This is a genomic window from Halomicrobium sp. HM KBTZ05 (assembly GCF_041530035.1).
Lineage (GTDB): Archaea > Halobacteriota > Halobacteria > Halobacteriales > Haloarculaceae > Halomicrobium.
The window spans coordinates 2,045,889-2,066,277 of the sequence record NZ_CP168057.1; the positions used below are offsets into that span (position 1 = coordinate 2,045,889).

Sequence of the window (20,389 nt, forward strand, 5' to 3'; positions counted from 1 at the left end):
CAGCCGACACGACGGGCGCGGAGCTGCCACCCGGCGACGAACCGCGCCGGAAATGCTCCCGGATGCGTCACGTTCGAGCGAGCCACGCCGCCACGACGAGGGGACCGATCACGCGAGCCATAACGCGGTCGTACGTCCGGGCAATGGTGTTCGTAACAATGTCGCTCACGTCGGACGGGCAAACCAGATGGTGACGACAGATCACGGACCAGCCACGCCGGACGGAGGAATCGACGGATGAGCACGACACTGAGTCGGCTGTACGGCAGTGACCGTCCGGCCGACGAGCAGCGACGGGCCTTCAGAGACGGCGCTGTTCCGGTCGCAGTCTACGGTCTCGGCAAGATGGGACTCCCCCTCGCGGCGGTGTTCGCCGACCGGTCGGGGAACGTGACCGGTGTCGACATCGACAGCGCCGTCGTGAACGCGATCAACGACGGCCGGTCCCCGGTCGAGGACGAACCGGGACTGGACACCGCCGTCGAGACGGCCGTCGAAACGGAGTCGCTGCGTGCCACCACCGACGGGGTCGACGCCGCCGAGTCGGCGGCGCTACACGTCGTCATCGTCCCGACGCTGCTCGACGACACGGACACTCCAGATCTGTCCGCGGTCGAGTCGGTCGTCGACGACGTGGCTGCCGGACTGGCACCGGGCGACGCGGTGTTCCTCGAATCGACGCTCCCCCCGCGCACGTGCGTCGACGTGCTACAGCCACGGCTCGTCGAGAAGAGCGGGCTGGCCCCCGACGAGTTCGCGCTCGCGTTCTGTCCGGAGCGGACGGCCAGCGGGCGCGCGCTCGAAGACATCACCGGCAGCTACCCGAAGATCGTCGGTGGCGTCGACGAAGAGAGCACGCGCGTCGCGAAACTGGTGTACGGCGAGCTCACGAGCAACGAGGTCATCCCCGTGAGCGATCCGACGACTGCCGAGTGCGTCAAGCTGTTCGAAGGGCTCTACCGGGACGTCAACATCGCGCTGGCCAACGAGCTGGGACGGCTGGCCGACGAGCTCGCGATCGACGTGCGCGAAGCGATCGAGGCGGCCAACACCCAGCCGTACTGTGAGATCCACGATCCCGGTGCCGGCGTCGGCGGGCACTGTATCCCCTACTACCCCCACTTCGTCATCGACACCGTCGAGACGCCGACACCGCTGCTGGAGACGGCCCGCCGGGTCAACGAGCGGATGGAGGAGTTCACCGTCCACAAGACCGTCGAACAGCTCGTCGACGCCGGGACGGAGATCGGAGACGCGAGCGTCGCCGTCCTCGGTGTCACCTACCGGCCGGGGATCGACGAGACGCGGGCGTCGCCGGCCTGGACGATCACCGCCGCGCTGTCGGCGGCCGGTGCCGACGTGTACACCGTCGATCCGGTGTGCAGCGACCTCGCGGCCTTCCCGGGGCGGCCGGCGACGCTGTCGGACCTCCCGGCGATCGACCCGGACGCGCTCGTGCTGGTGACGGCCCACGACGCGTTCGACGACGTGCCCTGGGACCGACTCGCCGATCCGGTCGTGGTCGACGGTAGAGACGCACTGACGGACCCGGCGACGGCCGGCGAGGTGTACACGATCGGGAGCGGGCCCGCGACCTCCGACTGATACTGTCGGCCGTCCCCGGTACCCTTCGCGACCACGGGACGTACGGACGGCGAGGCGGTGACGGCCAACAGCGCAATTCGAAGAACGGCATTTATTATTTTTCCGAAAATAACAAGATGATTTCAGCTGTCTGTATTTCGGCCGAAAAATCGGATTATACGTACGATCAGCCGGAGTAACCACCGGCTGCTGGTTATAATAGTCTGTTTGACAAATATTACAGCTGGAGTAACATTCAGAATAGAAGTTAAGTATAGGAAACAATTAAAAGCCTCCCGCTGGTGTGAGTATATGTCCACTGGACCGAGGCCAGGATCCGTGGTGGGTGCTGGCGTCGCGTCACCGGTACGGGGTCACCGAGGAAACAGACACAGACACAAGCCGGTAATGGACGATCAACTGAGGTCACGAACATGAATCAGCGAACACTGGGAGACTACTATGAGTGCAACGCGCGATGAGTCAACACAGACGGAGGGTGGATCGGTCGGCGACACGAACGAGATGACGGAGTCAGCCCAGCAGGAAGGGGGTGAGGTGATGGCAGACGAGCCGGCACCCTTACCGGTCGATCGGGTGTTCGAGCTACTGAAAAACCAGCGTCGCCGCGAGGTGTTGCGGTACCTCGAAACGGCCGACGACGAGACGGTATCGCTGAGCGATCTCGCCGAACACATCGCCGCCATCGAGAACGACACGACCGTCCAGGCGATCTCGTCGAGCGAGCGCAAGCGCGTCTACGTCGGCCTCTATCAGTGCCATCTGCCCAAGATGGACGACATGAACGTCGTGGCGTTCGATCAGAACCGGGGGACGATCAGTCTCGGACTGAACGCCGACCAGCTCGAAGAGTTCCTCGACATCGGCGACGACGAGGGCCGTCCCTGGCCCCGGTACTACGCGGGGCTCGCTGCCGGCGGCACGGCCCTGTACGGACTCGCACTGATCGTCCCGGCCGTCAGCGTCGGCGTCGTCGTCCCGGTCGTGCTCGTCGCGTTCGCCTGCTGTGCGATCGCCAACGAGTACGTCGACCGACAGACCGACGAGCAGAGCACGGTCTAGAACAGCCGATCTGCGGGACCGGGCTCGGTTTTCTGCGCGAACGACTGTGACTGGCGGCTGTCCGTCGAGGACGAATCTCGCGATTCAGGCGTCGCAAAAGCAGTGACAGTACGAACGCCGAACGCACGGTGCTCGGGTACGGCGACGGTCCGCGAGAAGGCGCGCTACCGAACCAGGGCCAGATCGACGTAGGTCGCTTCGTCGGCCGTGATCCAGGCGGCCGCGTGCTCGTCTGTCGCCCGGAAGATCGTACACTGGTTCGGCCGCGCGTCGTATCGTTCGACGATCGCCCTGTACTCCGTCCCCGCAGTCGTCCGCTCGGTCACTGACGGCATGGTTCGTTCACGCTGTCCGTGAGGAGGGGTTTGGTTATTGTGGGCCTTCGCGGAGTAAGCCGGTGACTGTCCTCGCTACTCGATCCCCAGCAACGCCCGCAGGAGGACGAGCAGATTGTTCGACTCGCCGCGGCTCCAGAAGGCCAGTGACTCCTCTGACTGGAACGTCACCACGGCGTCCTCGCCGTCGGCGAGCAGCACCGTCGAGAGGGGCAACACGGCCGGATTCCACGGTCGGTCGTCGTCCACGACGGTGACCGGGCTCTCGTCGAATCGGTCGTCGACACCGATCGCACGGACCTCGACGCCGCGCTTTGCAGCTGTGACGAGGGCGTCCGCGAGTGGCTCGGCCCGCCGGTCGTCGGTCGTCGCCAGCAACACCGACTCCTGGGCGTCGGCAACGACCGCACTCGTTCGCTCCGTGATCGCCGCCGGATCGCTCGACAGCCAGAGGTCGTCTCGCGACAGCGACGACTCCGTCGAGCCGACCGCCTCCAGTGCCGCCGTCACGCCGTCGGTCCGGTCGGTGTACTCGGTCCCCAGCACGAACAGCGCGTGCTCGATCGAGACCGCGTGAAATCGGCGCGGGGTCGCCGACTCGATCTCGACGAGCCCCCACTCGGACAGTTCGTCGGCGGCGTCGTACACCCGCGTGCGCGGGACATCCACGGTGGCGCTGATCGACTTCGCCGTGCCGCTCCCGAGTTCGACGAGCGCGACGAACGTGCGTGCGGCGTACGCACTCAGCCCGAGGCCTTCGAGCTTGTCGATCGCCCGCCGCCTGGCGTCGTCAGTGTTCGCTGTCATGCCTCGTCGTCCCATCACGGTACCCACCGGTACGGACAGTATCGGCCGACACGCCCCGGCCGTCAGTTGAAGAGAACCGCATCTGATACGCACAGATGGTAGCCGTCGGCCCCGTAAGTACTCTTCGTGATTTGGCGAGTGACACACACGAGCGAGCCCGTATCGGGAATCTCGGACAGATCAGGACCGGGGCTCGGTGATCGTCATGCGGCCGTGGCTGAACACCGTCACCTCGTACCCCTCGTACTCGAAGGAGATGTGGGCGTCTCCCCGATCGTCGTCGGGACATCTATCGAAGATCGTGTCCAGCGCGTCCGGATCGATCACCGTCCCCAGCGGTCGCAGTGCTGTCGGTTCCTCACCCGACACTTCCGACATCGCGTAGACGACCACTTCGCTGGTCGACCGATCGTCGTCGGCGTCGACCTCGACGACGTGGCGATCGAACTCTTCGTCGTACTCGACGACGAGGTCGCCGTTCATCTGTTTTGTCTCACCGTCCTCGAACCGTCGACGGTGGCGGTAGCTGCTCTGGCAGGCGGGACGCGGCGGAGGGCGCGGTGTCGCAACGAGACGTTGTCGCACGATGCCCGGCTGCTCGAACTGGACGGCGATGTCGCGTCCGGACGACACAGACGTGCAGGCGAAGAGACGAGAGCGAACTGCATACGTGACAGGAGGTTGGATTGTACAGACGTAACTCTTGTGGACCCTCGCGTGACAGCCGATGTCTCCCGACGGCCGAGCGATCACTCCTCCAGCAGCGAGAGCACGGCTTCGACGGTCTCGTCGCCGACGTAGTCGACCCGCGACTCGTCGGGATCGTACCGACAGATGCCGGCCGTTTCGAGGCGAGGGAGATGACAGTGATGGAGGCGGTGACAGAGTCGTTCCGTGGACTCGACCGAGACTTCCTCGCTGTCGGCGACGGCGTCCGCGAGGGCGTCGAGCGATCGAGACGGCTCCGAACGGAGTTCCCGGAGTGCTGCACGCCGCGTCTCCGAGGCGAGCAGTCGGAGCACGTGGTCTGGCTTGTCGTCCGAGGCGTCGGTCGGCAGCGATTCGTGTTCGGTCATCGGTGAGAGGTGGCGGCCGGATACGGAAGGTTATGTATTATCTTACTGTCACGATTTCGCACGGACGAGTGTTTCACCGGTCTTACCACGAGTAGTCGACGCTCCCCCATCGACGCCCGAGAGGTACGAATCGACTAACAATACCCCTGGGCCGATACGTGGTATCTGGGGAGCGAATCCCCCACACAGTGGCTGTCTCCGTCCCCCCGACTCGTCGCCACTTGCCCACCCCCCACCCCACCCCACTCCCCTTTCCCCGCTTCCATTTTCCGCGCTCGTCGACGGCGAGCTACGACGGACCGACGACGGCAGTCCTTGGCTCCCCATCGCGCGCCCGCGCTCGCATGGAGTGGAGCGGCGATCGGAGGCGACGACGCCGAAGAACTGGCGAGGTCCCCGCGAACGCTGTAGTGGGCGGCTGCTGGGGACTGGGTGCTTAGGTCGGCCATAACAAAACACTCACCCGGTCACCACCGAGTGATGCGTCGGAGACACGCCTCGGCCGCGACAGCCACAGACACGCCACAGAACGCTACCGTCCCGCCCGACCAGAACGGGGTGGGGACGCCACCAGCAGAACAGACCGAGCGGCTTCGGGTCCTGATCACGATTCAGCATCCCGCTCACGTCCACTTCTATCGCCCCGTCATCGAGGAGTTGACCGCCGACGGGCACGAGGTGCGCGTCTGTACGCGCGAGAAAGACGTTGCCACCGAGTTGCTGACCGCCTTCGACATCGAGCACAGCGTGCTCGCCGGTTCGGGCCAGTCGACGCTGGAGCGGATCGGCGTGCAGGCGCTGTACGAGCTGCGCTTGCTGGCGGCGGCGCGCCGTTTCCAGCCCGACGTGGTCACCGCGATCGGCGGCGTCGCGGCGGCCCACGTCGCGACTGCTCTCGGAGCCAAGAGCGTCGTCCTGACCGACAGCGAGCCGGCGGCGCTGACCAATCGCCTCGCCTTCCCCTTCGCCGACGTGGTCTGTACGCCAGCGTGGTACGACGGGGAGATCGACGCGCGCCACGTGCGCTACGAGGGGCTCCACGAACTGGCCTACCTCCACCCCGAGCGGTTCGAGCCCGACCGGGAGGTAGTCAGGGCGGCCGGGGTGGACCCGTCGGCCGACTACTCGCTGGTCCGGTTCGTCTCCTGGGGCGCACAGCACGACGTGGGCGAGGGGGGCCTCTCGCGGGCCGGCAAGGAGGCGATCGTCGAGACACTCGCCGAGGCCGGCGAGGTGTACATCACGTCCGAAGAGCCGCTCGACGCGCCGTTCGACCAGTACCGACTCCCGGTCGCGCCGGCCGACCTCCACCACCTGCTGGCGTTCGCCCGGCTGTACGTCGGCGACTCCCAGACGATGGCGACGGAGGCCGCGTTGCTCGGGACGCCGGCCGTGCGCTGTAACTCCTTTGCGGGCGACGACGACATGGCGAACTTTCGGCGACTCGCAGACTACGGGCTCGTGTTCTCGACCGACGACGAGTCGGAGGCCCACGACCGAATCGAGACGCTGCTCGCGGACGACGACGGCGACTGGGACCGCCGCCGGGGCGAGTTCGTCGCAGAGACCATCGACGTGGCCTCGTTCGTCCGGGACGTGCTCGTGGCGGTGGGAACATGAAGGTCCTCACCGTCGTCGGGGCGCGTCCGCAGTTCGTCAAGTCCTTCCCCGTCTCGCGTGCGCTCGCACCCGACCACGAGGAGGTGCTCGTCCACACCGGCCAGCACTACGACGAAGAGCTGTCGGGGGTGTTCTTCGACGACCTGGATCTGGACGAGCCCGACTACAACCTCGGGGTGGGCTCGCACACCCACGCGGTCCAGACCGCACGGATCATGGAACGACTGGACCCCATCGTCGCCAGGGAAGCGCCCGACGTGGTCCTCCTGTACGGCGACACGAACTCGACGGTCGCCGGAGCGCTCGTCGGGGCCAACCGCGACGTGACGGTCGCTCACGTCGAGGCTGGACTGCGAAGCGGGACGCGATCGATGCCCGAAGAGACCAACCGGATCGTCACGGATCACGTCGCCGACGTGCTCTGTACGCCCTGCCGGGCGGCGACCGAGACGCTCGAACGGGAGGGCCTGGGTGATCGGGTCCACGAGACCGGCGACGTGATGTACGACGCGCTCCGCTGGGCCGAGCGGATCGCGCGCGACGAGTCGACCGTCCTCGATCGGCTCGGACTCGACGAGTCGTTCGTCCTCGCGACGGTACACCGGCCCCGCAACACGGACGATCCCGACCGCCTCACCGCGATCGTGGAGGCGCTGGTGACCCACCCCGCGCCGGTCGTCTTTCCGGTCCACCCGCGTACGGCGGCCGCGCTCCGAGATCAGGAGTTGTTCGAGGCGATCCAGTCCGAACTGCACTGTATCGACCCGGTCGGCTACCTCGATTTCGTCCGCCTGCTCGACGCCGCCGACCGGGTGGTCACCGACTCCGGGGGCGTCCAGAAAGAGGCGTTCTTCCTCGAAACGCCCTGCGTGACGTTGCGCGAGGAGACCGAGTGGGACGAGACGGTCTCGGAGGGCTGGAACAGGCTCGTCGGCGCACGGACGACGGCGATCCGCGACGCGCTGGCGACGCCGGTCGACGCCACCGACAGGGGCCACCCCTACGGCGACGGTGACGCGGCCGAGCGGGTCGTCGAGGTGATCGCCGATGGGTGACGTGCTCATGCTGGTGACCAACGAAGACGCGTCGTTCTACAGACAACAGGTCGACGCCCTCGAAGAGTTGGGGCTGAACTGTGATACGGTGGCAGTCCCCAACAGCGATGACGGAACCCGGCGGTTGCGCCACTACGCGCGCTTCTACGGGACGACGCTTCGCAAGTCGCTGTCCGAGTACGACGTCGTCCACGCCAACTACGGGCTGACAGCGCCGGCCGCCCTCGCCCAGCGGCGTCGCCCGGTCGTCCTCTCGCTGTGGGGGTCGGACCTGCTGGGGGCCTACGGACGGCTGTCGACGTGGTGTGCCAACCGGTGTGACGAAGTGATCGTCATGTCCGACGGGATGGCGACCGAACTCGATCGAGACGCCTACGTCATTCCCCACGGCGTCGACATGGAACGGTTCAGCCCCACCGCACAGGCGAGCGCCCGCGACGAACTCGGGTGGGATCAGAACGCCCGGATCGTCCTGTTTCCCTACAACCCCGAGCGCCCGATCAAGGACTTCCCACGGGCCCGCGCGGTCGTCGACGAGGCGGCGTCACGCCTCGATGCACACGTCGCGCTCCGGACGGTGAGCGGCGTCGACCACGGAGAGATACCACGATACATGAACGCAACAGACGTGATGCTCCTGACCTCTCGACGCGAGGGGTCACCGAACACGGTGAAGGAAGCACTGGCCTGTGACTGCCCCGTCGTCTCGACCGACGTGGGAGACGTGTCCAACTACGTCGAGGCCCTCGACTACTCGGGAGTCTGTGCCGACGACGACGAACTCGTCGAGCGACTCGTCGCGACGCTCCGGGCCGCACCGGTCTCTGAGGGCCGCGAGCAAGTCGCAACCCTCGGGTTGTCGGAGATGGCCCGCAACATCGCGTCGGTGTATCGACGAGCCGGCGCACAGGGGGTGACCGTCGATGGCTAGCGCGACGCCTCGCGAGCGCCTCCCGGCGGAGCCGGATCTCCTCGTGGGGCTGGCCGGCCTCGCAGTCGCGGTCGTCCTCTTCCCGCTTCGATTCCTCTCCGGACAGCTGTTCATCCAGGTCCTCCCGCCGGTGCTGGGCCTCGGGAGCCTGGTGTATCTCGTCGGACGCGTCCGTGCTGGCGAGTACGAGCGCGCGATCGAGCGTCGACGCGTCGGCGTCGACGGGCGTGTCGTCGCGGGCCTCACGGCGCTGGGGATCGGCGGGCTCGCACTGTTTGGCGCGACTGCCGGCGGTCGGACGACGACGTTCCTGCTCGCCAGCGGGCTCGTCGGGACCGCGATCCTCGCACAGATCCTGTTTCTCGACGACGACGCGCTCGGCCCCGGACTCGTGCTGGGCCAGTTGCTCGCGCTGGCGCTCGTCGTCAGGTTCACCGCGTTGCTCTCGACGCCCGGACTGATCGGCGTCGACAGCTGGACGCACCTCACGGACTACGCGGCGGCCATCCAGGCGACGGACTCGCTGTCGGCGATCGCCGACGTGAAGTACCGGACCGCGCCGCTCTTTCACGTCCTGGTAGTGATCGCTGCCGACGCCATCGGTGTCGGCCTGCGGGCGGCCACGTACGTCTCGATGGGGCTCGCGCTCCCGCTGTCGACGCTGCTGTTGTACGCGATCGGGACGCTGCTGTTCGACCGCCGCTGGGCGCTGCTGGCAGCGGGCCTGTTCGTGATGGCCGATCACGTGATCCGGTGGGGCGTCCACATCATCCCGACCAGCATGGGGCTGGTCTTCTTCCTCGGAGCGCTGGCCGGAGCGACGCGGCTCCTCGCTGGCGACACCAGACGCGCCACGTACGCGATCGTCGTGGCGTTCGGGATCGCGACCGCGCTGACCCACCAGATCTCGGCGTTCATCCTGCTGGTGGTGCTGGGCGTCGGTGCCGTGGTGGGATCGCTGGGATCGGTCCTGCCCGGCGACTTCGACCGCGCGGGGTCGCTGTGGCCCGTCTTCGCGCTCGTCACCGCTTTCGTGGCCGCGCTCTGGTCGATCACGCCGTACCGAGACAGCGTGTTCGCCCTGGAACTGCTCGACACCGTCGACCGGGCGATCGCGACCTCCGTCGGCTTCCTCAACCTCGCCGGTCCGGATCCCAGCGGCGCGGGCGGTGCCAGCAGCGCTGCGGGCGTCCCGATCGACATCGCCTTCGCGGACGCGCTCGGCTTCTTCGCGCTGTTTTTCGCGGTCGTGATCGGGACCGTCGCGGTCTTCCGCCGACGCAACGCCACTCCGGCGACGGTGACCTACGCCGTGGCCGCGGTGGTGCTGGCGACGTTTACCTTCGGGCTCCCGCTGTTTGGCTTCACGACCTTCCTGCCCGGCCGCTGGTACGCGTTCATGTACGTCCCGATGGCGCTGCTCGCGGCGCTTGGCTGCCGGTTCGCGGTGCGCCGGCTCTCGCCACGGATGGCGATGACCGGCCTGCTCGTGTTCGCGCTGGTGGTCCCCGGTGCGATGGCGATCAACCACAAGGGGACCCCGGACAGCCCGGTCTTCGACCAGGAGTTCCCGACCTACGCCTACGACGAGACGGAGCTGTCGGCCGTCGAGACGGTCGGAGCGACGCGGCCCGAAGTGGCCGATCCGATCTACACCGACCACCCCTATCGGACGGTGTTCGAGCGCAGCGGCGCGACGCCGGCCAACATGCTGGCCGTCGAGGACGGCGAGATCGTCCACGACACCGTCGTCTACCGACAGTACCAGTCGACCGGCGCACCGGTGGTCCTCGTCGGCAACGAGTCACAGACTCGGCGGCTCGCCCCCTCGGAGGTGTGTCGCGAGGACATGCACCGCCTCTACGCGAACAGCAACGTCACCGTCTGTACCGGTATCGACGGGATAGACGGAGCATAACTATGCGCGGAGATTCGGAATCCAGCCCAATGTCAGACAGAACTGTCCAGTCGTCGCCGGTCGCGCTGCCGCGACTGGCGTCGTCGATCGACGTCGCAGCGGTCGTGTTGCTGGCCCTCGTGGGGGCGATCCTGTTCTCGCTCCCGCTCGGGCTCCCAGTCGCCGCGAGGGGCGTCCTCGCGGTCCCGCTCTTGCTGTTCGTACCGGGGTACGCCGTCGTCGCGGCCCTCTATCCCGCGGCCCATCGAGAGAACGGGACGGCCGTGGACAGCCCGACGGCGATCGAGCGCGGCGCGCTCGCGGTCGGACTGAGCCTGTTCGTCGTCCCGCTGGTCGGGGTCGCCGTCGACGCCGTCTGGTCGCTGACGCTCGTCCCCGTCCTGGACACCGTCGCCGCGGTGACGATCGCCGCGAGCGTGATCGCGCTCGTCCGACGCGAGCGGTTGCCGGCCGGAGAGCGGTTCGAGGTGACGACCCCGCTGCGCCGGGCGCTGGCGGGGACGACCGAACGGCCGAAGACGCAGGTGTTCCTGATCGTCGCCGTCCTGTTGAGCGTCGCCGCCGTCGGTGCCGGGGGCGTCGTCGCGACGGACGACAGCGGTCAGGGGGTCACGGAGTTCTACCTCACTACCGACGGGCCCGACGGGGAACAGGTGATGGCGACCGCCGAGACGATCGGCAACGAGTCGGTCCACGAGCTGGTCGTCGAGAGCCCGGCACGTCCCGGCGCGAACTACACCGTCGTCGCCCGGACCGGCATCGCAACCGACCGCGGCCTCGTCGAGGAGCGGACCCTCGGTCGCACGTCGCTCACGCTCGGCGACAGCGGGACCGGGACGGCGACGTACGAACTCGATCTCGAACGCGGCGACCGCCCGCTCGAACTGACCTACCTCCTCTACGAAGGGGAGCCACCGGCAGAACCGTCCCGAGAGAACGCAGTTCGCTGGCTGCGCGTCCGGATCGGGTGACGCGGCTACACTCTTTTCGGCGATCGAAGATCGCGACGACAGCCGCCGCTCTCGGGCGTGTCGGCCTCGGAGAAGTGCCGCCGGGCCGTGCTACTCGAATCGCTTTTCCGGCGGTTCGAGCGAGACGTTCTGTCGCACGACTTCGGAGTCGATTGCGGTGATCGGATCGCCCGTCACGTCGAAGTTCGTGTCGGCGATGAGACAGTCACGCGACTGTTCGAACCGGATCCCGGAGCGGCGTGGCCCCGTCTGTTCGATCCGCGAGCCCCGGATGCGTGTGCCGTTTCGCCTGGTGATGTCGATCGCGTGTTCGGTCGCCGCGCGGCCGCTGATGGTGACGTTCTCGACGACCGGCCCCCGCTGGCTGTCGGCGGGACGGAGGGCGTTGATCGCCGGAACGCCGTCGGTGTCGACGGTCACCGTCGAGTCTCTGATCGTCGCCTGGCCCGCCTCCGAGTGGAGCACGATCCCGCCGGAGCTCGTCGGGACCTGCCCCTCGATGCGGACCTCGCAGTCCTCGACGACCTGTCCTTCGCGGGCCCGCATCCGGATCCCGCGGGGATCGAGCCCGTTGGTGTGACGCGGCGGCACCTCGTCGACGACGACGGTCGCGCGCTTGACCGACGAGCCGGTCGAGCCGAGTCTGACGTTGGCGATGTTGTTGTTCCGGTAGCGCCCGCCCCGGACGTGGACGGGTCCGTTCGAGCCCGAGAGCCCGTCCTGTCGGCCCGGCGACGACGCGTAGATGCCGTTGTTCGGGAAGTTCTCCACCACGCAGTCCCGGACGGTCAGGGTCCCGGCGTGGTTGTGGCCGACGTAGATCCCGACGGAGTCTGAGTCGTCGGTCGAGCCACCGGAGAGATGGACGTTCTCGACGAGGGCGGTGCTGTCTGGCGTGACCGCCTCAAACCGGAACCCGGACACGTCGGTCGGGTACTGGCCCCTGACCGTGACATCGCGGACGGCGAAGTCGTCGGTCCCCAGTACGTACATCATGCCGCCGTACCCCTCGGCTCGGAAGTCGAGGTCGATCCCCTCGAAGAGGAACCGCTTGAGATCGACCAGTCGCAGGAGCGTCGTGCCCAGCTCGCTGGCGGGAGCGGTCGGAACGAGCGACACGTCGGCTCCGTCGACCGCACGGAGCCCGACGTTGCGGAGCCCGGTCAGCGAGACGTGATCGACCGCGTAGGTCCCGGCCGGAAACTCGATCAGCGTATCGTCGGCCGCGTGTTCGGCCAGCAGATCGGTGATCGGTTCCGAGCCGTCGGCCGCACCGCCGACCTCGGTGATGTCGATCACCTCGTCGAACCGGGACTGTCTCTCGGTCGTCTGGACCGGCGTCTCCCCCGGCGTCCGGGTCCCGTCGTCGGGCGGCACCGGCGTCTCCGTCGCTGGACCACCACCCGGACAGCCGGCGAGCGAGCCGACGGCTGCCGCTGTGAGCGCGAGGAAGGCACGGCGAGAGCGGCGGGGCTGGGAATCTCGTGACACGGGCGGAGCGTGACCGCCCGGCGTCATTGTAATGGTAGTTCTTACGAACTGGTAAGGGACGGGTACCGGTTCGGCTGGGTGTCTCCGGCGTTCCCCGAAAAGAGAGCCGTCAGCGCGAAGCGAGCGACTCGCTATCGCGGACAGCCGATGTCCGGTGCCGGCTCATCGCTGCCGTAGTGGTTGTTCCGGAACTCGACGTTCTGCCAGCTGCTGGTGTGAACCTGCGTGATCGCGCTGCCGTCCCACCCCTCCGGCGTCGGCTTGGGCTCGTTGGGGTTGTAGAACCAGTTGCCGTGGATGTCGGCCACGTCGCTCGGCGTCCCCCGAATCGCGACGGCCTCGGTGCGGCCGCTGTCCTGAACGTGCGTGACGGCCTCGACGGTGTTGTGGTGGATCTCGATGGTCGTGCCGCCGGGTCGGTGCATGTCCATCACGTGGTCGACGGCCGCGGACCCGAAGTAGTTGTAGCGGGCGACGTAGCCGTTGCCGCCGCCGCTGGCGATGCTGTGGCGGTTGTAGTTGAACTCGTTGTACTCGATGAGCGGCTGGCCCGACGTGGTGCTGACCCCGTAGCCCAGGCCGTCCATCGGATTGTGGTGGATGTGGTTGTGGTGGACGTGCGTGTCGCCGGCCGGCCGGACCGCCGCGTGGGTGAACCCCCAGATCTCGTTGTTGTCGATCTCGACGCCGCTGCCAGTGACCCGCAGACCCATGTCGACCGCGTCGGCGTCGTACTCGCGGTAGGAGTAGCTCGGGCCGCTGACGCGCAGTCCGGTGACGCGAGCGCCCCCCGAGACGTAGACCAGGGGCCACATGACCGACGTGGTGTAGAGGTGGCCACCGGCAGCCCCGTCGACCCCCCGGTCACTCGCCAGCGTGACGCCGGCCGGGACGGTGATGTCCCGCGAACCGAGGTCGAGTTCGGCGCTCCCGTCGACGTAGACCACGTCACCACTGGCGGCACTGCCCAGTGCGTCGACCAGCTCTGACACCGAGTCGACGGTGACGGTCGCCTGCGTCGGCTCGACGGCGTCCGCGTAGCCGTCACCGCCGCCGATCACCGGACTCGTCGATTCCGTCGAGTCGTCGGAGCCGTCCTCGGTCGAGTCCGTGGACTCGTCCGTCGACTCCTGGCCGGTCAGCTCCGAGAGCGCGATCTGGTCACCGTCGAGGTACAGCGTGTAGTCGCCATCGACCGGGGCGAAGTCGCTCACCTCGCCCGTGATCTCGTAGGAGTCACCGTAGCCGTTGCCCGTGTAGCCGGCGACGGCGTACGTGCCGTCGTCGTTCTCGGCGATCACGTCGTTCTCCGTCTCGGCGGAGTTCCGGCCGGCGTCGAGGACCTTCTCGACGGAGCCGTCGACGGTGAACTCGTAGGAGACCTCCGTCTGTGAGACGACCGCCAGCGTCTGGCTGGGCTCGTCCTCGCCGACGAGATCGTACGGGGAGATCGAGTCCCCGTCGAGCGTGACGTTCGCGTCGGCGTCTTTCGGCGAGAAAGCGACGACGCTGCCCAGGAACTCGTAGGAGTCGCCGTAGCCGTTGCCCGTGTAGCCGGTGACGGTGTACGTCCCGTCGTCGTTCTGGGTGATCACGTCGTTCTCGGTCTCGGCGGACAGTTTGCCCACGTCCGTGAGCTTCGTGATCTCGCCGGTGGTCGTCAGCTCGTAGGCGACTTCCGTCGGCGAGGAGATCGCGATCTCGTGGCGCTCCTTGAGCTGGCCCCCGGCGTCGGGGCCGAAGGAGAACGTCGACGGGCCGTCCATCGTCAGCGCCGTCACGTCGCCCGTCAGCTCGTAGGCGGCGAGACCCGAGGAGACGGTGCCCTGGATCGTCCCGTCGGAGATGCTGTCGTCGACCTCGCCGTCGGTCGGGACGCGTGTCACGTCGCCGGTCGTCTCGATCACGTAGCTCCACGTCGCCTCGCTGGCGTCGATGACGAACGACTCGGTCTCGCTCTGTCCGGTCGCGGACCCGACGCCCATCCCGACGAGCGCGGTGCCCCCGAGCACTTTCAGCGCGTCGCGGCGGTCCAGTAGCGTCGTCTTACTGTCGGTACGGTCAGACTGTTCATCAGCCATGTACGAGTAGCGAGTGATTACACACCTAAGCGTTCTGACTGTTTTGCCCACCGATAGCCGCCGGATACGATCGCGATAGACGGCTGTTACCGGCAGGTTGGTTGCGGCTACCGGTAAGAACGGCCGTTTCGAAGTCGGAGCGGCGTTCGGACGCGGAGTCGGTCACCGCTCGGGTACGGGGAGCTTACAGTGGTCGTAGGCGGCGGTTACTCGCCGCAGACGGCACTCTTACTCCGGCGGGATCGTCGGCACTCGCTGCGTAGATCTGCCCGCGCCGACAGGAACTCCGTAACAAAACTACAGGCCACCGACGGGTGGCGTATGGCAGGTACGCGAGACGGTCGCCGGGAGGGCGTGGTCGTGCCCGGAATCGATACGGCAAGCAGCACCGCGGCGGTCCGGTCGCTCGGTCGTCGATCGATCCCGGCGATCGTCGCCTCCGAGCACGACACCCCACCGGCCGCCGCGTCGGCGTACTGCGAGGAATCGGTCACCGTCCCCGATCCGGCGGTGGACTTTCCGGGCTACGAGACGGCGCTGCTGGAACTGGCCCGACGCGACGACGTGGCGACGATCCTCCCGTTTCGCGAACCGGACGTGTACGCTCTGGCGCGCAACCGCGACCAGTTTCGCGAGCACGTCGGGACGCCGTGGCCGACGCTTGGGACCCTGCGACAGGTGCAAGATCGGGTGGCGCTGTTCGAGGCCGCCGACCGGGCCGGCGTCGCCACGCCCCGGACGCGGACGCTCTCTGAGTGGAGCGACTGGGAAGCAGAGTGCATCGTCAAGCCACGCTACACCTTCCGCGCGCCCGAGTACGCCGACCGCTTCGCCGACCCCGAGACACAGTGGAGTTCGACCACGTACCTCGAACCGGGCGAGCGACCCGACGGCGAGGCGATCGTCGAGGAGATGGGCCACGTGCCCCTGGTCCAGGAGTACGTCCCGACGATCGAGGAGTACGGCTTCTTCGCCCAGTACGACCACGGCAGCCCCGTCGCGACGTTTCAGCACCGCCAGCGTCGCGGGTGGAAGTACTGTGGCGGCCCGAGCGCGTTCCGCGAGTCCGTCGACATCCCGGCCCTGGAGCGGGCCGGGCGGGCGCTGCTGGACGAACTCGACTGGCACGGCGTCGCCATGGTGGAGTTCCTGCGAGACCCGCGTACGGGGGCGTTCAAGCTGATGGAGATCAACCCCCGGTTCTGGTCGTCGCTGCCCTTCACGGTTCAGGCCGGCGTCGACTTCCCCCTGCTCGCCTGGGCGCAGGCGACGGATCGCCCCATCGACGGCCCACCCGACTACGAGGTCGGGATCGGGGGGCACCTCCTCCGGGGCGAAGCGCTGCACCTCCACAGCGTCCTGACCGAGGAGTACCCGCTGGTCGAACGCCCCTCGTTCCCGGTCCGTGCCGGCGAGATCGCGGCGTCGCTACTCGGGCAGCCCCGCTTCGACTACCTCTCGACCGACGATCCCGGCCCGTTCGTCCGCGACGTTCGCAACACGGTCAGGCAGGTGACTGGGGACACGAGCGCGGACGGCCACAGCGAGTCTAACTCCGCCTCCCGGCTCGTCACCGCCGTACAGCGGCTGTTCGTACGCGAGTAATACTACCGGCTGTAAATCTGTGAACGATTTCGCCACCCCGAGGTGGCGAAGATCTTCACGAAGTTACAGCCGGCAGTATAAGCCGATCCTACCACCGGTTTCGGCCGGATCGGGCGTCGCGATGCCGCCGCGAACGCGACCGATCCAACTGTGTTGGTCGCCGTTTTATCTGCCTGGTGGCCCTGCTACCCGTATGGTCGATGTTGGCGTGGTCGGCGCGGGCGCTGGCGCAGCGGCACTCAGTTACGTGGTCGACGGAGCCCACCCGTCGGCGGATCTGACGGTCCTCGAAAAGTCCGGCGGCGTCTGCGGGCGGGCCGCGACCCGGCGGCACGGCTCACTGACCTACGACTACGGCGCGAACTACCTGAAGTCCGACGACGAGCGCGTCGCGGACCTCGTCCGCGAGACGCTGGGCGAGGCGGGACGGGTCGACGTGACCGAGCCGATTGACACCTTCGACGGGGACGGAACGGTCTCCGAGGGACGAGACACCGACGAACAACGGTGGAGCTACGAGTCCGGCCTCACCCAGATCGCGAAGCGGTTGTTCGCCGAGACCGACGCGACCGTCCACCGCCGGACGCGGGTCGAGGCCGTTCGCCGGCTCACGGAGACCGACCAGTGGGAGCTGACGGACGCCGACGGCCGACAGTGGGGCCCCTTCGACGCGCTGGCGCTGAACCCGCCGGCACCCCAGACCGCGGCGCTGCTCGACGACGCGGAGTGGGACCACCCCGTGCGTGGACGGCTGGCCGCAGCCGCGAAAGACGTGTCCTACCGGACGATCTGGACGGCCGTGCTGCACTACGATTTCGAACTCGACCGGCCCTACTACGCGCTCATCAACACCGACGACGACCACGACGTGGGCTGGATCGCTCGCGAGGAGTGCAAGCGCGGCCACGTCCCCGACGGGGAGAGTCTGCTCGTCGTCCAGGCCAGCCCAGAGTGGTCGGTCGACAACTACGACGCCGATCCGGCCGACAACGTCGCCGAGCTGGCCGAACTGACCGCGGCCGTCGTCGGCGACGACCGACTCACAGAGCCGGACTGGACCGACCACCAGGGGTGGCGCTACGCGCTCCCGGACGCGGGCGTCCAGTCGGGCCCGGTCGCCTCGGCCAACGAGCACGGGCTCTATCCGGTCGGCGACTGGGTCGCCGGAGAGGCACGGCTCCACGCGGCGCTGCGCAACGGTCTGGACGTGGGCGAACGCCTCGCCTACGCCCTGTGATCGAGCGTCGGGCGGGTCGGTGCTTACTCCGTGTCCCGAGCGTTGACCGCACAGACCGGCACCGGGGAGTGGCGGACGACGCGCTCGGTGGTGCTGCCCAGGAGGAAGCGGTTCAGGCCGCTTCGCCCCGCCGTCCCCATGGCGACCAGATCGGCGTCGTTCGCTTCGACGTAGTCGAGGATGTCCCGGGCCGGGAATCCCTCGCGGACCGTCGTCGTGGCGTCGAGCCCGCGCTCGGCCGCGGCCGTCGCGATCTCCTCGGTGACGCGCTCGCCACGGGCAGTGAGTTCCTCTAGCAGTTCCGTCGGTGCGGTGTGGTCCGGGCCCGAAGCCAGCGTCGCGACGTTGACGACGTTGATCGCGTGGACACGGGCGTCGGCCCGCTCGGCGATGGCCAGACCGTGCTCGACCGCCGCCGTCGACGGCTCGCTCCCGTCGGTCGGGATCACGATCTCGTCGTAGCCGTCGTCGACGGTGCTGGTCTCGACCGCCCGGGTCGTCAGGACCGGGACGGTCGCGTGACGAACGACGTGTTCGACGACGCTCCCGGCGATGTACCGTTCGAGACCGGTCCGGCCGTGGGTCCCCATCGCCAGCAGATCCACGTCGTGTTCCGCGGCGTAGTCGAGGATCGCCTCGCTGGGCCGTCCCCGGACGACGGCCGTCTCGACCGAGAGGCCGTCGACGACCGGTTCGAGCGCCCCGATCGTCGCCTCGCCCTCGGATTCGAGTCGCTCGACGTAGGCCTCGTCGACGCCACCGGCGTTCATCGGGCCGGCCGCTGCCTGGAGGTCGACGACGTTAAGGAGGTGGATCGACGCGTCGAACGCCCGCGCGAGGAACGCGGCGTGGGCACCGGCCCGTTCCGCGTGGTCGCTGCCGTCTGTCGGGACCAGAACGGTGTCGTACATAGTGTTCCCACTCCGACAGACACACCCACACGTCATAAACGGCGACCCCTGTTCCCGGCGGTCGAGAGGCGACGGCCGTCAGTCGCTCCCACAGCCCTCACAGTCGCAGTACCGCTCACAGACCGGGTTGTCACAGTCCGGGTTCCGTGCCGAGCAGTGCGTGCGCCCGTGGCGGATGAGCAGGACGTGGAGCGGATACGTGAGTTCGTCCGGCACGACCGCGTCAAGCACGTCGTGGGCGCGCTCGTTGCTCGCGTCCTCGGGGACGAGCCCGAATCGCTTGGACACGCGCTCGACGTGCGTGTCGACGGCCATCGTCGGCTTCCCGAAGTGGAAGTTCAGCACGACGCTGGCGGTCTTGGGACCCACCCCTTTGATGTCCGTGAGCCACGCCTTCGCCTCCGCTGTCGCCAGCGCGTCGAGGAAGGCAAGCGAGTAGGCCCCGCCGGTCTCCTCGCGGATCGCCGCCAGCGCACGCTGGATGCGGGCCGCCTTCTGGTCCGGGAGGCCGGCGACGCGGATCGTCTCGGCCAGCTCGTCGTGGTCGGCCGCTTCGATGGCCGCGAAGTCGTCGTAGGTTTCGAACAGCGACTCCGAGGCCCGCCGCGTGTTCTCGTCGGCGACGTTCTGCGAGAGGATCGTCGTCACCAGCTGTCGGACGCCCTCGCCCGGCTCCGCGTCGGCGTCGGCACCGTGTGCCTCGGTCTGTGCGACCGGTTCGTACAGCGAGACGAGGTCGTCGTGCAACTCGCGTACGTCCGCCGCCGTCCACTCTTCGGGACTCTGCATATCGGGACCCAGGACTGGGACGGCTTCAACGCACCGGGATCGAGGCAGAGCACCGGCCGGGCTCGAAGCGCACTCGACACTGCTGGCCAGTAGCTCAGGCCGTCGTGGTGAGTTCTTCGACCGTCGCGCGGAGGTCTTCGAACAGCCGCTCGGCCTGATCGTCGTCGTAGTCCGTGTGGTACTCTTTGGCCACGCCGCGTTTGGCGAGGTTGACGTGACGGTCGGGAGTCACGTCGTGGCGTTCGAGGCTGTTGCGCGCACACTCCAGCGGACAGCCGTCGATCACGACCATCGGTCGCCCGGCGATCGCCGTCTCCACGAGCGGGTCGACGTCTGCACCCACGCCCGCGATGCAGGACATCTCCGCCACGCGCTCGCGGTCGAGTCGCACGGCGAGGTCGTTGGCCATCTGGGCCGCACTCGAACACCCAGAGCACGAGTACACCAGCGGCAGGTCGTCGTAGTCTTCGGTCATCGGTCGGACAATTTGTGCCGTTCGAGGAAGTGGTTGTCCCGAACGGCTTCGTCTCCGAGTCGGGCCGACGGTAGCGAGGAGAATAGACTGCCAAATGTGGCCAATATAAATAGGAAATCAGACAGCTGTCTATAAAGAAGAGAGTAGTCCGCAGCCCTCGAACTAGACAGAACGTTTATGCAGGTGTTATCTCTATCTCCCACAGATCCGACGACGGATTGTGGGGCGTGTATTCGAAGCCGCGTTCTTCGAGGACGTCGTACAGCGGTACGGGTTCGAAACTGTTCACGAGCAGCAGTGTCTCGTCCGCGGGTAGCGACTCGATCGCATTCATGATGTCGGCGAACGGTTCGCCGTCGATCTCGCGGGCGTCGAGGCGTCTGTCGGCGTCCGTCTGGTACTCGTGGGCCATAGGTGACT

At 67.6% G+C, this 20,389-nt stretch carries 19 protein-coding genes; 9 read left to right on the top strand and 10 right to left on the bottom strand.

Translation table 11 applies throughout. The features are described 5' to 3' along the window. The first annotated feature begins 237 nt into the window (after positions 1-237). Positions 238-1,605 carry a nucleotide sugar dehydrogenase gene (locus ACAH01_RS10635; RefSeq protein WP_372479156.1) on the top strand — a complete coding sequence of 456 codons (1,368 nt, stop codon included), beginning with the start codon at positions 238-240 and terminating at the stop codon, positions 1,603-1,605. A gap of 441 nt (positions 1,606-2,046) precedes the next feature. Beyond that, positions 2,047-2,667 (top strand): hypothetical protein, encoded by a 621-nt coding sequence (locus ACAH01_RS10640; RefSeq protein ID WP_372479157.1) that lies wholly within the window; start codon positions 2,047-2,049, stop codon positions 2,665-2,667. A gap of 164 nt (positions 2,668-2,831) precedes the next feature. Here the strand turns inward: ACAH01_RS10640 and ACAH01_RS10645 are convergent, their stop codons facing one another. From ACAH01_RS10645 to ACAH01_RS10660, 4 genes are all read right to left on the bottom strand, one after another. Beyond that, a complete protein-coding gene (locus ACAH01_RS10645) occupies positions 2,832-3,002 on the bottom strand; it encodes a hypothetical protein (protein ID WP_372479158.1) in 171 nt (56 codons plus the stop codon). Positions 3,003-3,077: 75 nt separating this feature from the next. Then, positions 3,078-3,809, bottom strand: a complete 732-nt coding sequence (locus ACAH01_RS10650; RefSeq protein ID WP_372479159.1) for a TrmB family transcriptional regulator — start codon at positions 3,807-3,809, stop codon at positions 3,078-3,080. A 180-nt stretch (positions 3,810-3,989) separates the two neighbouring features. Beyond that, a complete protein-coding gene (locus ACAH01_RS10655; protein WP_170094037.1) occupies positions 3,990-4,292 on the bottom strand; it encodes a HalOD1 output domain-containing protein in 303 nt (100 codons plus the stop codon). A 266-nt stretch (positions 4,293-4,558) separates the two neighbouring features. Further along, positions 4,559-4,885 carry a hypothetical protein gene (locus ACAH01_RS10660; RefSeq protein ID WP_372479160.1) on the bottom strand — a complete coding sequence of 109 codons (327 nt, stop codon included), beginning with the start codon at positions 4,883-4,885 and terminating at the stop codon, positions 4,559-4,561. Between the two features lie 480 nt (positions 4,886-5,365). Here ACAH01_RS10660 and ACAH01_RS10665 point away from each other — a divergent pair, with 480 nt between their 5' ends. The 5 genes from ACAH01_RS10665 to ACAH01_RS10685 are packed head-to-tail and all read left to right on the top strand — an operon-like array spanning position 5,366 to position 11,380. Continuing rightward, a complete protein-coding gene (locus ACAH01_RS10665; RefSeq protein WP_372479161.1) occupies positions 5,366-6,505 on the top strand; it encodes a DUF354 domain-containing protein in 1,140 nt (379 codons plus the stop codon). Continuing rightward, complete coding sequence (gene wecB / locus ACAH01_RS10670) at positions 6,502-7,560, top strand: non-hydrolyzing UDP-N-acetylglucosamine 2-epimerase (RefSeq protein ID WP_372479162.1); 1,059 nt, start codon at positions 6,502-6,504, stop codon at positions 7,558-7,560. Before ACAH01_RS10665 ends, wecB begins: the two co-directional genes overlap by 4 nt. Next, positions 7,553-8,491, top strand: coding sequence for a glycosyltransferase (locus tag ACAH01_RS10675; RefSeq protein WP_372479163.1), 939 nt, complete (start codon positions 7,553-7,555; stop codon positions 8,489-8,491). The genes wecB and ACAH01_RS10675 overlap by 8 nt, the downstream gene beginning before the upstream one ends. Then, on the top strand, positions 8,484-10,409 hold the full coding sequence (locus ACAH01_RS10680) for a hypothetical protein (protein WP_372479164.1): 1,926 nt from the start codon (positions 8,484-8,486) through the stop codon (positions 10,407-10,409). The genes ACAH01_RS10675 and ACAH01_RS10680 overlap by 8 nt, the downstream gene beginning before the upstream one ends. 29 nt (positions 10,410-10,438) lie before the next feature. Further along, complete coding sequence (locus tag ACAH01_RS10685; protein ID WP_372479165.1) at positions 10,439-11,380, top strand: DUF1616 domain-containing protein; 942 nt, start codon at positions 10,439-10,441, stop codon at positions 11,378-11,380. Between the two features lie 90 nt (positions 11,381-11,470). On the opposite strand, the gene ACAH01_RS10690 is transcribed toward ACAH01_RS10685, so the two are convergent. After that, complete coding sequence (locus tag ACAH01_RS10690) at positions 11,471-12,871, bottom strand: hypothetical protein (RefSeq protein WP_372479166.1); 1,401 nt, start codon at positions 12,869-12,871, stop codon at positions 11,471-11,473. A gap of 131 nt (positions 12,872-13,002) precedes the next feature. After that, positions 13,003-14,952 carry a hypothetical protein gene (locus ACAH01_RS10695; RefSeq protein ID WP_372479167.1) on the bottom strand — a complete coding sequence of 650 codons (1,950 nt, stop codon included), beginning with the start codon at positions 14,950-14,952 and terminating at the stop codon, positions 13,003-13,005. A 321-nt stretch (positions 14,953-15,273) separates the two neighbouring features. On the opposite strand from ACAH01_RS10695, the gene ACAH01_RS10700 reads away from it, so the two are divergent. After that, complete coding sequence (locus ACAH01_RS10700; RefSeq protein ID WP_372479168.1) at positions 15,274-16,557, top strand: carboxylate--amine ligase; 1,284 nt, start codon at positions 15,274-15,276, stop codon at positions 16,555-16,557. Positions 16,558-16,750: 193 nt separating this feature from the next. Then, positions 16,751-17,794 carry an NAD(P)/FAD-dependent oxidoreductase gene (locus ACAH01_RS10705; protein ID WP_372479169.1) on the top strand — a complete coding sequence of 348 codons (1,044 nt, stop codon included), beginning with the start codon at positions 16,751-16,753 and terminating at the stop codon, positions 17,792-17,794. Positions 17,795-17,817: 23 nt separating this feature from the next. On the opposite strand, the gene ACAH01_RS10710 is transcribed toward ACAH01_RS10705, so the two are convergent. The 4 genes from ACAH01_RS10710 to ACAH01_RS10725 form a co-directional block, all read right to left on the bottom strand. Continuing rightward, a complete protein-coding gene (locus tag ACAH01_RS10710) occupies positions 17,818-18,705 on the bottom strand; it encodes a universal stress protein (protein ID WP_240936959.1) in 888 nt (295 codons plus the stop codon). A 78-nt stretch (positions 18,706-18,783) separates the two neighbouring features. Beyond that, entirely contained in the window at positions 18,784-19,494 is a 711-nt protein-coding gene (nth, locus tag ACAH01_RS10715) for an endonuclease III (RefSeq protein WP_208628120.1), read from the bottom strand. Positions 19,495-19,588: 94 nt separating this feature from the next. Beyond that, entirely contained in the window at positions 19,589-19,969 is a 381-nt protein-coding gene (locus ACAH01_RS10720; protein ID WP_372479171.1) for a putative zinc-binding protein, read from the bottom strand. A 175-nt stretch (positions 19,970-20,144) separates the two neighbouring features. After that, on the bottom strand, positions 20,145-20,381 hold the full coding sequence (locus tag ACAH01_RS10725; RefSeq protein ID WP_170094023.1) for a DUF2249 domain-containing protein: 237 nt from the start codon (positions 20,379-20,381) through the stop codon (positions 20,145-20,147). Positions 20,382-20,389 lie beyond the last annotated feature (8 nt).

Bases quoted from the DNA above. Each gene is read 5' to 3' on its own strand.
- ACAH01_RS10665 (WP_372479161.1), top strand. From the start codon at position 5,366: ATGCGTCGGAGACACGCCTCGGCCGCGACAGCCACAGACACGCCACAG.
- ACAH01_RS10640 (WP_372479157.1), top strand. From the start codon at position 2,047: ATGAGTGCAACGCGCGATGAGTCAACACAGACGGAGGGTGGATCGGTC.
- ACAH01_RS10680 (WP_372479164.1), top strand. From the start codon at position 8,484: ATGGCTAGCGCGACGCCTCGCGAGCGCCTCCCGGCGGAGCCGGATCTC.
- ACAH01_RS10710 (WP_240936959.1), bottom strand. From the start codon at position 18,705: ATGTACGACACCGTTCTGGTCCCGACAGACGGCAGCGACCACGCGGAA.
- ACAH01_RS10705 (WP_372479169.1), top strand. From the start codon at position 16,751: ATGGTCGATGTTGGCGTGGTCGGCGCGGGCGCTGGCGCAGCGGCACTC.
- ACAH01_RS10645 (WP_372479158.1), bottom strand. From the start codon at position 3,002: ATGCCGTCAGTGACCGAGCGGACGACTGCGGGGACGGAGTACAGGGCG.
- ACAH01_RS10700 (WP_372479168.1), top strand. From the start codon at position 15,274: ATGGCAGGTACGCGAGACGGTCGCCGGGAGGGCGTGGTCGTGCCCGGA.
- ACAH01_RS10635 (WP_372479156.1), top strand. From the start codon at position 238: ATGAGCACGACACTGAGTCGGCTGTACGGCAGTGACCGTCCGGCCGAC.
- ACAH01_RS10650 (WP_372479159.1), bottom strand. From the start codon at position 3,809: ATGACAGCGAACACTGACGACGCCAGGCGGCGGGCGATCGACAAGCTC.
- ACAH01_RS10675 (WP_372479163.1), top strand. From the start codon at position 7,553: ATGGGTGACGTGCTCATGCTGGTGACCAACGAAGACGCGTCGTTCTAC.
- nth (WP_208628120.1), bottom strand. From the start codon at position 19,494: ATGCAGAGTCCCGAAGAGTGGACGGCGGCGGACGTACGCGAGTTGCAC.
- ACAH01_RS10720 (WP_372479171.1), bottom strand. From the start codon at position 19,969: ATGACCGAAGACTACGACGACCTGCCGCTGGTGTACTCGTGCTCTGGG.
- ACAH01_RS10655 (WP_170094037.1), bottom strand. From the start codon at position 4,292: ATGAACGGCGACCTCGTCGTCGAGTACGACGAAGAGTTCGATCGCCAC.
- ACAH01_RS10725 (WP_170094023.1), bottom strand. From the start codon at position 20,381: ATGGCCCACGAGTACCAGACGGACGCCGACAGACGCCTCGACGCCCGC.
- ACAH01_RS10660 (WP_372479160.1), bottom strand. From the start codon at position 4,885: ATGACCGAACACGAATCGCTGCCGACCGACGCCTCGGACGACAAGCCA.
- ACAH01_RS10685 (WP_372479165.1), top strand. From the start codon at position 10,439: ATGTCAGACAGAACTGTCCAGTCGTCGCCGGTCGCGCTGCCGCGACTG.
- ACAH01_RS10695 (WP_372479167.1), bottom strand. From the start codon at position 14,952: ATGGCTGATGAACAGTCTGACCGTACCGACAGTAAGACGACGCTACTG.
- wecB (WP_372479162.1), top strand. From the start codon at position 6,502: ATGAAGGTCCTCACCGTCGTCGGGGCGCGTCCGCAGTTCGTCAAGTCC.